Here is a 13,133-nt window from a genome sequence, read left to right on the forward strand (position 1 = left end):
GCGTTGTTGATTGGATAACCGGAGCCGCCGATGACGGCCGCATAGCCTGTGAATAGCGGGTTTTCATGACAAGTTTCGTGGCATGGAGCGGAAAAGCAGCTTATATGGGAGCTGGCCAAGAGGTATAAATGCGCTTTTCCAACACCTTTCTCGATGATATTCGCGACCGCGTTCCGATTTCGAACGTGATTGCGCGCCGCGTGAGCTGGGACAAGCGCAAGACCAACGTGTCCCGCGGCGACTACTGGGCCTGCTGCCCGTTCCACGGCGAGAAATCGCCGAGCTTCCATTGCGAGGACCGAAAGGGCCGCTATCACTGCTTCGGCTGTGGGGTGACAGGAGACCATTTCCGTTTCCTGACAGAACTTGAAGGTCTGAGTTTTCCCGAGGCGGTACAGCAGATCGCCGATATGGCCGGCGTGCCGATGCCGCTTGCCGACCCTGTGATGGAGAAGCGCGAGAAGGAGCGCGGCTCGCTGATCGACGTCATGGAAATGGCGACACAATTTTTTCAGGATCAGCTGCAGACGGCGAATGGGGCGAGGGCGCGCGCCTATCTGCGCGACCGCGGATTGACGGGGCGCACCATCGAGACCTTCCGTCTCGGCTATGCGCCCGACAGCCGCAATGCGCTCAAGGAATTCCTCGCTGGCAAGGGCGTACTCAAGGAGCAGATCGAGGCCTGCGGTCTGGTCGTCCATGAAAACGTGCCGGTTTCCTACGATCGTTTCCGCGACCGCATCATGTTCCCGATCCTGTCGTCGCGGGAAAAGGTGATCGCTTTCGGCGGACGCGCCATGTCGGCCGACGCGCCGGCGAAATATCTGAACTCCAACGAGACTGAACTCTTCCACAAGGGCAATGTTCTTTACAATTTTGCCCGTGCGCGGCGGGCGATCCAGGGACCTGGCCGCGGTGATTCTCAGGACGACAATGCGACCGGCACCATTATTGCCGTCGAAGGCTATATGGACGTGATCGCGCTGCATCAGGCGGGCATCGAGAATGCCGTTGCGCCGCTCGGCACGGCGCTCACCGAAAACCAGCTCGAGCTGCTCTGGAAAATGGTGCCGCAGCCGGTGCTCTGCTTCGACGGCGACGGTGCCGGCATCCGCGCGGCCAATCGCGCCGCCGAACTGGCGCTGCCGCATCTGAAGCCCGGCCGTTCCGTTCGCTTCGCGCTTCTGCCCGACGGCAAGGATCCCGACGATCTCGTGCGCGATGACGGGCGCGCGCCTTTCGACAAGGTGATGAGCCAGGCAAAGCCGCTCTCCGAGATGCTTTGGAGCCGGGAGGTCAACACCGGCAAGTTCGACACGCCTGAGGCGCGCGCCGAGCTCGAGGCGCGGCTGAAGCAACTGGTCGCCGTCATCGCCGACGAAAACGTCCGCCGTCACTACCAGCAGGATATTCGCGATCGGCTGAACGCCTTCTTCCAGCCGCAGTTCCAGAACCGTAACAATGGCGATCGCCGCGGCGGCTTCAACGGCAATGGCAATTACCGGACGGGCCGCGACAATGCCGGCAAGGCCGGGCCGAAAAGCCCCAGCGTCATTTCAGAAAGGCTCGCCCGCTCGGGTCCCGTGCGCGGCCACCAGAACAATACGGCGCTGCGCGAATGCGTGCTGGCGCTGACCGTCGTCAATCACCCCTCGCTGATGATCGACGATTATGACGAGATTGCCGCGATCGAATATGACAGCCGCGAGCTGCAGCGGCTCTGGTCGGCGATGCTGGGAGCAGCGGCTTCCGTCGCCGCCCCGCATCTGACGCGCGAATATCTGACCGAAAGGCTGGAATTCGAAGGCTTCGGCCCGCTCATCAAGAGCCTCGACCAGCAGGTGCGCAATGCCCGGCTGTGGATCGCGACCGAGCAGGCGGCGATGGAGGATGCGCGTGAGGGATACCGCCAGGCGCTGGCCTCCCACAAGCGGGCGAAGGCGCTGCGCCGGCAGAAGATCGAGCTCGAGCGCGAGATCGCGCTGGCAACCGAAGCCGGCGACGGCGAGGCGATCGTTCAGCTGATGCGAGCGCAGCAGGAAGTGCATTTCGAAGGGGTGCGCCTTGAGAACCAGGAGGCCATCATCGATGGCTTCGGCGTGCTTTCCGGCCGCGTCAAAGGGGCGGCGAACCACTGATGTCGCTGACCGAACGAAACGAACCGGGCTTTTCCGCTTCCGGCGCGCTATTTTCTTCCGGCCGCTCGCCGCTCGATATCCTCAAGCAGGTCTACGGCTATTCCTCCTTCCGCGGCAAGCAGCAGCAGGTGGTCGAGCACGTGGTTTCCGGCGGCGATGCGGTCGTGCTCTTTCCCACAGGCGCCGGCAAGTCGCTGTGCTTCCAGATCCCGGCGCTCTGCCGCGACGGTGTCGGTATCGTCGTTTCGCCGCTGATTGCGCTGATGCGCGATCAGGTGGAGGCGATGAAGCAGCTCGGCATCCGCGCCGCAGCACTCAACTCGTCTCTGTCGCGCGAGGAGTTCGTCGAGGTTCGCCGCGCGCTTTCGGCGGGCCTGCTCGACCTTCTCTACGTGACGCCCGAGCGTATTCTGACTGATGGTTTCCGCGAGCTGATCGCCAACGAGAAGATTGCGCTGTTTGCGATTGACGAGGCCCATTGCGTCTCGCAATGGGGCCATGATTTCCGGCCGGAATATCGCGAACTCGGGCGGCTCGGCGAGCAATATCCCGGTGTGCCCAGAGTGGCACTGACGGCGACGGCCGATCCGCATACGCGCGACGACATGATCGAGCGGCTGGGGCTCGATACTGCCGAGATCTTTACCACCAGTTTCGACCGACCGAATATTGCCTATGAGATCGTCGAGCGCGACCAGCCGCGCCAGCAGCTATTGCGGTTCCTGTCCGGCCACAAGGGCGATAGCGGCATCGTCTATTGCCTGTCTCGCGCCAAGGTCGAAGATACGGCCGAATGGCTGAACGGGCAGGGTATTCGCGCGCGTGCCTACCATGCCGGCATGGACAGGGCGGTTCGTGACGCCAATCAGGATGCCTTCCTGAAAGAAGAGAATCTTTGCCTGGTCGCCACCGTCGCCTTCGGCATGGGCATCGACAAACCGAACGTGCGGTATGTCGCCCATCTCGACCTGCCGGGTTCTGTGGAAGCCTACTATCAGGAGACCGGGCGCGCCGGGCGCGACGGTCTGCCGTCCGAGGTCTGGATGGCCTATGGCATGGCCGACGTCATCCAGCGCGGCCGGATGATCGACGAGGGCAATGCTGCCGCCGAGATCAAACGGGTCGAACGCGCCAAGCTCAACGCTTTGCTGGCGATCTGCGAGACCGCCTCCTGCCGCCGCCAGGCAATCCTTGCCCATTTCGGCGAGGCGCATGCCGGACAATGCGGCAATTGCGACACCTGCCTGAAGCCGGTCGAGACCTGGGAGGGCACGGAGGCGGCGATCAAGGCGCTTGCCGCCGTCTACCGCACCGGCGAGCGTTTCGGCGCTGGCCATGTCGTCGACGTGCTCCTCGGCAACGTCAACGAAAAGACCGAACGCTTCGGCCATGCCGAAATGCCGGTCTTCGGGGCCGGCAAGGATATTCCAGCGCGCGTCTGGCAGTCGGTCTTCCGCCAACTGCTCGCCATGGGGCTGATCCGCGTCGACCACGAGGCCTTCGGGGCGCTGAAGCTCGAGCCGGAGGCGCGCTCCGTCTTCAAGCACGAGCGGCAGGTGTTCTTCCGCAAGGACCGGCCGGCCTCGGAACGGCGTACGAAGAAGGCGGAGCGCAGCGAGCGCAAATCGGGACTATCAGGCGCAGACGGCAGTCTCTTCGAGGCGCTGCGGGCCGAGCGCATGGCGATCGCGAAATCGCTCGGCGTGCCGCCCTATGTCGTCTTTCCCGATACGACGCTGATCGCCTTCGCCACGGAGCGGCCTCGCAGCCGCAAGGAATTGCTCGCCATATCAGGTGTCGGGCAGGCGAAGCTCGAACGCTACGGCGATGCCTTTCTGGATATTATCCTGGCGCAAGACAACGGCTGAGCTGCGCGGCCTGATCCTTGAGATCGGGCGAGGGGGCATGGTATTCCCGCTCTTAAGGGAGGAGCGCCGATGGCCCAGAATATCTACGACCGACCGGAATTCTTCGCCGGATATAGCGGCATGAGACGATCCTTGCACGGGCTCGACGGAGCATCGGAGTGGCCGGCGGTGCGCGCGTTGCTGCCCGATCTTGCCGGCAAGCGTGTTGTCGATCTCGGCTGCGGTTTCGGCTGGTTTTCGCGTTTTGCCGTGAGCCAGGGTGCTGCAAGCGTGCTGGCGCTCGACATCTCGGAAAAGATGATCGCCAGAGCAAGGGCCGATACAGTTGAAGCAGCGATCACTTACGAGATCGCCGATCTCGAGCATCTCACGCTTGCTCAAGCCTCCTTCGATTTCGCCTACAGCTCGCTGGCGCTGCATTATATCGAGGATTTCGCCGGTCTCGCCGCGACGGTCTATCGCGCGCTTTTGCCGGGATCGCATTTCGTCTTCACCATCGAGCATCCGGTCTTCATGGCGCCGACCAATCCCGCCTGGGCAGCCGATGCCGAGGGGCGGCGCATCTGGCCGCTCGACCGCTACTCCGTCGAAGGTCCGCGCACCACCGACTGGCTCACCAAGGGCGTGGTCAAGCAGCACCGCAAGCTCGGCACGACGCTCAACACCTTGATTGCGGCGGGCTTTACCCTTCACTATGTCGAGGAGTGGAGCCCGAACGATCAGGAATTGCGCGACAATCCCGAGTGGGCGGAGGAGCTGGACCGGCCGATGTTCCTGCTGATCTCGGTACAGCGCTGAGAAGACAAGCCGGCGGCAATATGCTAACCCGGCGGGCAAACGGAAATCTCTGGGAAAGGCCGTCCATGACCTCGCAATTTCTCTCCCATCTCAGCAACGAGATTTCGGCGCTGAAGGATGCCGGTCTCTACAAATCCGAGCGCGTCATCAGCTCCAAGCAGGCGGGCGAGATCGCGATTTCGACCGGCGAGCGGGTGCTGAATTTCTGCGCCAACAACTATCTCGGCCTTGCCGACAACGAGGAGTTGGCCGAGGCCGGCAAGCAAGCGCTCGACCGATACGGCTATGGCATGGCTTCGGTGCGCTTCATCTGCGGCACGCAGGAAGAGCACAAGCAGCTCGAAGCGCGCATCTCCGCCTTCCTCGGCATGGAAGACACGATCCTCTATTCCTCCTGCTTCGACGCCAATGGCGGCCTGTTCGAAACGCTGCTGTCCGAGGAGGACGCGATCATCTCCGACGCGCTGAACCACGCCTCGATCATCGACGGTGTCAGGCTTTCGAAGGCCAAGCGCTTCCGCTACGCCAACAACGATATGGCAGCACTCGAAGAGGAGCTGAAGAAGGCCGAAGGCAGCCGCTTCAAGCTGGTCGCCACCGACGGCGTCTTCTCGATGGACGGCATCATCGCCAATCTCGGCGGCGTCTGCGATCTTGCCGAGAAATACGGCGCGATGGTCATGGTCGATGACAGCCACGCGGTCGGCTTCGTCGGCAAGAACGGCCGTGGGTCGCCGGAACATTGCGGCGTCGAGGGCCGGATCGACATCATTACCGGCACGCTCGGCAAGGCGCTCGGCGGCGCCTCGGGCGGCTATACCTCCGCCAAGGCGGAGGTCGTCGAATGGCTGCGGCAGCGCTCGAGGCCCTATCTGTTTTCGAACACGCTGGCGCCCGTCATCGCCGCCGCCTCGCTCAAGGTGTTCGACCTCATCGAAAACGGCGATGCCCTGCGCAAGCGGCTTTCGGACAATGCCGATCTCTTCCGCACCGAAATGACCAAGCTCGGCTTCACGCTTGCCGGCGAAGGCCACCCGATCATTCCCGTCATGCTGGGCGATGCCAAACTCGCCCAGGATATGGCCGGTCTGATGCTGAAGAAAGGGATCTATGTGATCGGCTTCTCCTTCCCCGTCGTGCCGAAAGGCCAGGCTCGCATCCGCACGCAGATGTCGGCGGCGCATTCGCGGGCGGATGTGGAGCGGGCAATTGCGGCCTTTGCCGAGGCAGGGCGGGAATTGGGTGTGATTTGAGATTGACGGCGTGCCGTGCCGCCCCCTCATCCGCCCTACGGGCACCTTCTCCCCGCTGGGGAGAAGAGGGGATAGCAAAGTCGAGCACCAGAACAAGGGCGGGATATCGTTGATGTCGAACATGATGAAGGCGCTGGTCAAAGCAAAACCCGAGGTCGGGCTCTGGATGGAGAATGTGCCGGTACCCGAGGTCGGGCCGAACGATGTGCTGATCCGCGTGAAGAAATCGGCGATCTGCGGCACCGACGTCCATATCTGGAACTGGGACCAGTGGGCACAGAAGACCATTCCGGTGCCGATGGTGGTCGGCCATGAATTCTCCGGCGAGATCGCCGAGATCGGCTCGGCGGTCACCCGCTATCATGTCGGCGAGCGGGTTTCCGGCGAGGGTCATATCGTCTGCGGCAAGTGCCGCAACTGCCGGGCGGGCAGGGGGCATCTCTGCCGAAATACGCTTGGTGTCGGCGTCAACCGCCCGGGCTCCTTCGGCGAATTCGTCTGCATTCCCGAAAGCAATGTCGTGCCGATCCCGGACGATATTTCCGACGAGATCGCCGCGATCTTCGATCCGTTCGGCAATGCCGTGCACACCGCGCTCTCCTTCGATCTCGTCGGCGAGGACGTGCTCGTCACCGGCGCCGGGCCGATCGGCATCATGGGCGCGCTGGTCGCCAAGCGATCCGGCGCCCGCAAGGTTGTCATCACCGATATCAATCCGCACCGGCTGGAGCTGGCGCGCAAGCTCGGCATCGATCACGTCGTCGACGCATCGAAGGAAAACCTCGCCGACGTGATGAAGGCGATCGGCATGACGGAAGGATTTGACGTCGGGCTGGAAATGTCGGGGGCGGCACCTGCCTTCCGCGATATGATCGACAAGATGAACAATGGCGGCAAGATCGCCATTCTCGGCATCGCGCCGGCGGGCTTCGAAATCGACTGGAACAAGGTGATCTTCAAGATGCTCAATCTCAAGGGCATCTACGGCCGCGAGATGTTCGAGACCTGGTACAAGATGATCGCCTTCGTTCAGGGCGGCCTCGATCTCGCGCCCATCATCACCCACCGGATCGGCATCGACGACTTCCGCGACGGCTTCGAGGCTATGCGGTCGGGCAATTCCGGCAAGGTTGTGATGGATTGGATGTGAGGAGACGACATGCTCTATGAAGGAAGCTGCCATTGCGGCAACGTGGCTTTCGAGGTCGAAGGCGAATTCACCGAGGCGCTCGATTGCAATTGTTCGCTTTGCCGCAGGCGCGGCGGACTTCTCGCCTTCGTGCCGCGCGAGAAGCTGGTGCTGACAACGCCGGAGGACAATGTCTCGACCTATACTTTCAACCGGCATGTCATTCGGCATCACTTCTGCGCCAATTGCGGCATCGCGCCGTTCGGCGAGGCTGTGGGTCCGAACGGCGCAGCCATGGCTTCGATCAATCTGCGCTGCATTCCCGCGGTCGATATCGGCGCGCTGACGGTGAAGGCGTATGACGGCGCGGCGCGTTAGCCACTATCCCGCAGGCAATGGCGAATTCCTCGGCGCAACTGCGAAATGGTGGAAACGACTGGTGCGGCCGGCAAAATATTTGCTGCCCTTGTCTTTTGTTCGCCGCATCTTAAATAAGGGTTCGCAATCGCTGCCGCGGTTCAAAGCCTGTGGATAAGGCTTTTTCCGTATTTTTGTCGGCTTTTTTTCGGGAAAAGCTTGACGAGAACAAAAAATGTGGGAATCACCGTTCGACTTGTTGAATGGTGAACTGGGTCAAGGCGGATCGCGCAACCATGGCCGGAAATCCAAGAGCAAGAAAGCTTTGCTGTCCGGTGCCGGTAATCGTGGTTAATCAGGCTTTAAATGTCATCCCGTTAGGTGGGCAAAGGTGATTCGAGGGCGGCGCGTGCGGCGCGTCAGGCCCTGAGACAGCCCGTTCACCGTAGCGAGATTGGATAGCGTCAGGAAGGCGACGATATAAATGGCAACCAAGGTCAAAGAGAACGAAGACGCGGAAGTCGAACGCGACGGCGCAAGCGACGGCCCTCTTCTCGATCTTTCCGACGACGCGGTCAAGAAGATGATCAAAGCCGCTAAGAAGCGCGGCTATGTGACCATGGACGAGCTCAACGCGGTCCTGCCGTCAGAAGAAGTGACGTCCGAGCAGATCGAAGACACGATGTCGATGCTGTCCGATATGGGCATCAACGTCATCGAGGACGAGGAAGCCGAGGAAGCCGGTGCTTCCGGCGGCAGCGATGACGACGACGCCGGTGGCGACGAGGAGAGCGAAGGCGGCGAACTCGCGCCTTCGAGCGGCACGGCGCTTGCGACCGCCAAGAAAAAAGAACCGACCGACCGTACCGACGATCCGGTTCGTATGTACCTGCGCGAGATGGGCTCGGTGGAGCTTCTTTCCCGCGAGGGTGAAATCGCGATCGCCAAGCGTATCGAGGCCGGCCGCGAGACGATGATCGCGGGTCTCTGCGAGAGCCCGCTGACCTTTCAGGCGCTGATCATCTGGCGCGACGAACTCAACGAAGGCACGACGCTGCTGCGCGAGATCATCGATCTCGAAACGACCTATTCCGGTCCTGAAGCCAAGGCTGCGCCGCAGTTCCAGAGCCCGGAGAAGATCGAAGCCGATCGCAAGCTGGCAGAAGAGAAGGAAAAGACCCGTCGCGCCCGCTCCGGCGACGACGACATCACCGATGTCGGCGGCGAAGGCCTGCCTCCCGAGGAGGAGGAAGAGGACGAGGACGAATCCAACCTTTCGCTGGCGGCGATGGAAGCCGAGCTTCGCCCGCAGGTGATGGAGACGCTGGATACGATCGCCGAGACCTACAAGAAGCTGCGCAAGCTGCAGGACCAGCAGGTCGAGCAGCGGCTGTCGGCTTCCGGCACGCTGTCCACTGCCCAGGAGCGCCGCTACAAGGAACTCAAAGATGAGCTCATCAAGGCCGTCAAATCTCTGTCCTTGAACCAGAACCGCATCGACGCCCTCGTCGAGCAGCTCTACGACATCAACAAGCGCCTCGTTTCCAACGAGGGCCGCCTGCTGCGTCTGGCCGAATCTTACGGCGTCAAGCGTGACTCTTTCCTGGAGCAGTACCAGGGCGCCGAACTCGATCCGAACTGGATGAAGTCGATCGGCAATCTGGCCGCCCGCGGCTGGAAGGAATTCGCCAGGGGCGAAAACACGACGATCCGCGACATCCGCCAGGAAATTCAGAATCTGGCGACCGAAACCGGTATCTCGATCTCGGAATTCCGCCGCATCGTGCATATGGTGCAGAAGGGCGAACGCGAAGCGCGTATCGCCAAGAAGGAAATGGTCGAAGCAAACCTTCGCCTGGTCATCTCCATCGCCAAGAAGTACACGAACCGCGGCCTGCAGTTCCTCGACCTCATTCAGGAGGGCAATATCGGCCTGATGAAGGCGGTCGACAAGTTCGAATACCGCCGCGGTTACAAGTTCTCGACCTATGCGACGTGGTGGATCCGTCAGGCGATCACCCGTTCGATCGCCGACCAGGCCCGCACGATCCGCATTCCGGTGCACATGATCGAGACGATCAACAAGATCGTGCGCACATCGCGCCAGATGCTGCACGAGATCGGCCGCGAGCCGACGCCGGAAGAACTGGCCGAAAAGCTCGCCATGCCGCTCGAAAAGGTCCGCAAGGTCCTGAAGATCGCCAAGGAGCCGATCTCGCTCGAAACCCCAGTTGGTGACGAAGAGGATTCGCATCTCGGCGATTTCATCGAGGACAAGAACGCGCTGCTGCCGATCGACGCCGCCATCCAGGCGAACCTGCGTGAGACGACGACCCGTGTTCTCGCCTCGCTGACGCCGCGCGAGGAACGTGTTCTGCGCATGCGCTTCGGCATCGGTATGAACACCGACCACACGCTCGAAGAAGTCGGCCAGCAGTTCTCGGTCACCCGCGAACGTATCCGCCAGATCGAGGCGAAGGCGCTGCGCAAGCTGAAGCATCCGAGCCGCTCCAGGAAGCTCAGAAGCTTCCTCGACAGCTAAGGCTTCGGCCACACCGTTCTGATTTGGAAAAGCCGGGCTTCGCGCCCGGCTTTTACTTTTCCTGATTAATACCAATGATCCCTGCGCCTTTCTTGTCCCTCCACGGTGACAAGCCTATAATCCGGCCACGGGGGAAGGCATCGATCGCAACGCGCGACCGAGGGTCGACGTATACCTGCATGACCCAGCCTCCCTAGATCCGAATAATTTTAGGCTTGACCGGCCAAAATCTGAATTTGGATCTACGCCAGAAAAATAGAGCATGACGTTGTCCGGAAAGCTCTCACACTCTTCGGCATCATGCTCTGGGAGGTGCGACATGACCACTTACATTCTTTTGATCAATTGGACGGATCAGGGCATCCGCAATGTGCGCGACTCGGCAAAACGGCTCGATGCCGCGAAGAAATTGCTCACCAGCGTCGGAGGCTCCATCAACCAATTCTACCTGACGATGGGCGGGCATGACATGGTCGCCGTCTGCGAGGCGCCCGATGACGCCGTCATGGCGCATTTTACCCTGTCGCTGGCGATGGGCGGCAATGTCCGCACTGAGACGCTGAAGGCATTCCCGGAGGCCGCCTACCGGGATCTCATCGGCTCGCTCGGGTAGCCGGAGCCGGAGATCGTCGATCTTAGATGTTGCGGAGCACTCGCTGCGCTGGCAGTGTCGCGGCGTGCTTCAATTTCCGCGGCAGGCTCCGGCCCGACTTTTCGGCAAGCTCATGATGAAAGCGCTCCTCAGTTTCATGATCGTCACCGGTCGTTCGACAGCCGCTTCGTGACCGATGGAACTGGCGGCGGACACATGGGATGACGGGATCCGGCGAGGCGCTGCGGCGTCGTTCGCACTGCATGTCATCGCGATCCTGCTTCTGCTGCTACTGCTGCCGAAGGCGGAGCCGCCGCTGCCATTGCTGGATGACGGTCTCTCGGTGGAGATCGTCCCGCAGGCCGTGGAACAGCTGAAAATGCCAGAGCCCGCCAAGCCGCCTTCGCCGGAACAGGCAAAGCCTGAGGCGGCAAAACCCGAAGCCGAGCCGGCGGCGCCGGTGACAAATAATCCGCCAGCTGCGGTAATGCCTTCTGTGGCACCGATTACTTTGCCGGTGCAAAAGCCGGCGGAATTCGTCGAGGCAAGACAGCTGTTTTCCGACAAGCTCCTTGCCGATCCACGCAGCCGCCGCGCCCGCGAGGCACTGCGTGACCTTGCCGGCAGCGAGCGCAATCTGCAGCTCTGTGATCTCGAGGCGCTGGAGCAGGTCCGCCGGGCGCAGCCGGCTATGGCGCCGGATGTGCTCGCCCCCTATGCGATGGCGGCGGAGAAGGTCAGCGGCAACAGCGTCGAGGTCAGCGGCGGCGCCTTCCGCAGCAAACGCAAGTGGTACAACATCCAGTTCAAATGTGAGCTCGATGCCGGCTCCGGCAAGGTCGCGTCCTTCGCCTTCCTCGTCGGCGATGCCATTCCCCAAGATGAATGGCAGGAGCACAATCTGGTGGCCGACGATGGCGCGGCCGACCAATAACCCTCATCGCTGCTCGATCACGCGGTTTTTTTCTTTTGTGGCTTGATGCTGCCGGCTTTAGAGACCACATCGCTGCTGTGACAGAAGAAGACGTAGAACCGGCGGAAACGCAGCACGAAACGGGAAAGCAGCGGCCTGAAATCCGCTGGGGCGTCGTCGCGTCCGTTGCTGCGCATATTCCTATCGTTGCTCTTCTGATTTTCGGGTTGCCGAAGATCGAGCCGAAGCCTGTTGAAGACGAGAGCGTGAAGGTTGAGCTCGTTCCGCCGCCGGAGGAGAAGAAGCCAGAGCCCAAGGAAAAGCCACCGGAGCCGAAGCCACCGGAAGAGGCCAAGAAGGAGCCGCCTCCGCCACCACCACCTCCGCCTCCGCCTCCGCCGCCAAAAGCTGCGAAGGTGCCGGAAGCGCCCGTCGCTCCCCAGCCACAACGTGTCGCCCGCCCGGTCTTCGAATTTGCCGAGAAGGATTCAGCGCCGGAACACAGCGAGCGGGGTATACCGCAGCAGGCAGAAGCACCAAAACCGCCGGTCGTTGAGCCAAAACCCGAAGAAACGCCGCCTATCGAACCCCCGCAACTCCAAAAGCCTGAGGTTCCGGAGACTATGCCTGCCGCGAATCCGCTTCCTCAAGATATCGAACTTCCCGAGGTCGAGACTGCCGAGGTCAATCCGGAAAAGAACGGGCCGGCTGCCACAGGACAGGATGAGGCAAAGACGAATTTCGAGCCGGCAAAGCCGTCGACGAATTCGACGGCAACAACCTCCTCAAAGCCACCAGACGCCGAGGCTAAGGAATCGAACAAGCTCACGAAAGCGAAGACGCTATTTACCGACGACTTTGTCTCAGACCGCGCAGTCAAGATGGCGATGAACAACTTGCCCCGTTCAACGCGAGGCGGTCGGCTTTGCTGGAGCGAGCTCAGAGAACAGCTTCTTCATTCGTCTGCGGCATATGATCCCAATACTATTGAGGTGCCTCAATACGAGCTCCCGAATGGCAATTTCCTCGCGCTTAAGGGAAGCGCGTTCTATGACGGTCAGAAGTTGCACCAATTGACGTTCAGCTGCGAAGTGAATGACAACGCGACGAAGATTGTATCGTTTGAATTTGGTGTCGGGAATGTAATCCCTCAAAGTGAGTGGGCGCGCTATCACTATCCAATGGGCGACGCTGAGCATCGGTGAGCTTCACTACAAGCCACGCGCAAGGAACCGCACCTAGCCTCTTCTCATGGCCGTGATGATTCCGGTGAAGAAGAGGACAATGATATGTCGAACGAGATTGAGCATTTTTTTGAGCGTCAGGACGAAGCCGTGAGCGCGGTGTTCCTGGAGAACAAGGGTGACGAGCTGACCGATATTCTGGTGGCTGCTCTGGAAGAGGCTTTCGAAATCCTTCTCGAAGCCGCGCCCGCCGAAACCGTTCATTAAGGTCGCAGAGGCCCGTTCGGTCTGGCAATGTGTGCAGAGCGATTCCGCCGCATGCAGTGCCTCGCCTTGTCGGGATAATTCGCCAGCATCAA

11 protein-coding genes are annotated in these 13,133 nt (G+C 61.2%); all 11 read left to right on the forward strand.

Annotated features, from left to right (window positions below; all coding sequences use genetic code 11):
* The first annotated feature begins 128 nt into the window (after positions 1-128).
* The 11 genes from dnaG to HX898_RS00520 all read left to right on the forward strand — a co-directional run bounded on the left by dnaG (position 129) and on the right by HX898_RS00520 (position 13,041).
* On the forward strand, positions 129-2,138 hold the full coding sequence (gene dnaG / locus HX898_RS00470) for a DNA primase (protein ID WP_138330440.1): 2,010 nt from the start codon (positions 129-131) through the stop codon (positions 2,136-2,138).
* On the forward strand, positions 2,138-4,006 hold the full coding sequence (gene recQ / locus HX898_RS00475) for a DNA helicase RecQ (RefSeq protein WP_180193703.1): 1,869 nt from the start codon (positions 2,138-2,140) through the stop codon (positions 4,004-4,006). Before dnaG ends, recQ begins: the two co-directional genes overlap by 1 nt.
* Before the next feature lie 69 nt (positions 4,007-4,075).
* Positions 4,076-4,804, forward strand: coding sequence for a class I SAM-dependent methyltransferase (locus HX898_RS00480; protein WP_180193704.1), 729 nt, complete (start codon positions 4,076-4,078; stop codon positions 4,802-4,804).
* A 65-nt stretch (positions 4,805-4,869) separates the two neighbouring features.
* Positions 4,870-6,057, forward strand: a complete 1,188-nt coding sequence (locus HX898_RS00485; protein WP_180193705.1) for a glycine C-acetyltransferase — start codon at positions 4,870-4,872, stop codon at positions 6,055-6,057.
* A 112-nt stretch (positions 6,058-6,169) separates the two neighbouring features.
* On the forward strand, positions 6,170-7,207 hold the full coding sequence (gene tdh / locus HX898_RS00490) for an L-threonine 3-dehydrogenase (RefSeq protein ID WP_011652887.1): 1,038 nt from the start codon (positions 6,170-6,172) through the stop codon (positions 7,205-7,207).
* A gap of 9 nt (positions 7,208-7,216) precedes the next feature.
* On the forward strand, positions 7,217-7,564 hold the full coding sequence (locus tag HX898_RS00495) for a GFA family protein (RefSeq protein ID WP_171604142.1): 348 nt from the start codon (positions 7,217-7,219) through the stop codon (positions 7,562-7,564).
* 463 nt (positions 7,565-8,027) lie between these two features.
* The gene (rpoD, locus tag HX898_RS00500; protein WP_018074040.1) at positions 8,028-10,085 is read left to right on the forward strand and encodes an RNA polymerase sigma factor RpoD; all 2,058 of its coding nucleotides are present in this window, start codon (positions 8,028-8,030) and stop codon (positions 10,083-10,085) included.
* 319 nt (positions 10,086-10,404) lie between these two features.
* Entirely contained in the window at positions 10,405-10,698 is a 294-nt protein-coding gene (locus tag HX898_RS00505) for a GYD domain-containing protein (RefSeq protein WP_003541605.1), read from the forward strand.
* 175 nt (positions 10,699-10,873) lie between these two features.
* A complete protein-coding gene (locus HX898_RS00510; RefSeq protein WP_138330446.1) occupies positions 10,874-11,611 on the forward strand; it encodes a DUF930 domain-containing protein in 738 nt (245 codons plus the stop codon).
* A 35-nt stretch (positions 11,612-11,646) separates the two neighbouring features.
* Positions 11,647-12,795, forward strand: a complete 1,149-nt coding sequence (locus tag HX898_RS00515) for a DUF930 domain-containing protein (RefSeq protein ID WP_180193706.1) — start codon at positions 11,647-11,649, stop codon at positions 12,793-12,795.
* An 84-nt stretch (positions 12,796-12,879) separates the two neighbouring features.
* Positions 12,880-13,041 (forward strand): hypothetical protein, encoded by a 162-nt coding sequence (locus HX898_RS00520; protein ID WP_171598430.1) that lies wholly within the window; start codon positions 12,880-12,882, stop codon positions 13,039-13,041.
* Positions 13,042-13,133: the final 92 nt, after the last annotated feature.

The organism is Rhizobium sp. WYCCWR 11128 (assembly GCF_013416305.1).
Lineage (GTDB): Bacteria > Pseudomonadota > Alphaproteobacteria > Rhizobiales > Rhizobiaceae > Rhizobium > Rhizobium indicum.

What these genes read in the sequence shown, in the direction of transcription:
- dnaG (WP_138330440.1), top strand. Translation starts at nt 129, where the DNA reads ATGCGCTTTTCCAACACCTTTCTCGATGATATTCGCGACCGCGTTCCG.
- recQ (WP_180193703.1), top strand. Translation starts at nt 2,138, where the DNA reads ATGTCGCTGACCGAACGAAACGAACCGGGCTTTTCCGCTTCCGGCGCG.
- HX898_RS00480 (WP_180193704.1), top strand. Translation starts at nt 4,076, where the DNA reads ATGGCCCAGAATATCTACGACCGACCGGAATTCTTCGCCGGATATAGC.
- HX898_RS00485 (WP_180193705.1), top strand. Translation starts at nt 4,870, where the DNA reads ATGACCTCGCAATTTCTCTCCCATCTCAGCAACGAGATTTCGGCGCTG.
- tdh (WP_011652887.1), top strand. Translation starts at nt 6,170, where the DNA reads ATGTCGAACATGATGAAGGCGCTGGTCAAAGCAAAACCCGAGGTCGGG.
- HX898_RS00495 (WP_171604142.1), top strand. Translation starts at nt 7,217, where the DNA reads ATGCTCTATGAAGGAAGCTGCCATTGCGGCAACGTGGCTTTCGAGGTC.
- rpoD (WP_018074040.1), top strand. Translation starts at nt 8,028, where the DNA reads ATGGCAACCAAGGTCAAAGAGAACGAAGACGCGGAAGTCGAACGCGAC.
- HX898_RS00505 (WP_003541605.1), top strand. Translation starts at nt 10,405, where the DNA reads ATGACCACTTACATTCTTTTGATCAATTGGACGGATCAGGGCATCCGC.
- HX898_RS00510 (WP_138330446.1), top strand. Translation starts at nt 10,874, where the DNA reads ATGGAACTGGCGGCGGACACATGGGATGACGGGATCCGGCGAGGCGCT.
- HX898_RS00520 (WP_171598430.1), top strand. Translation starts at nt 12,880, where the DNA reads ATGTCGAACGAGATTGAGCATTTTTTTGAGCGTCAGGACGAAGCCGTG.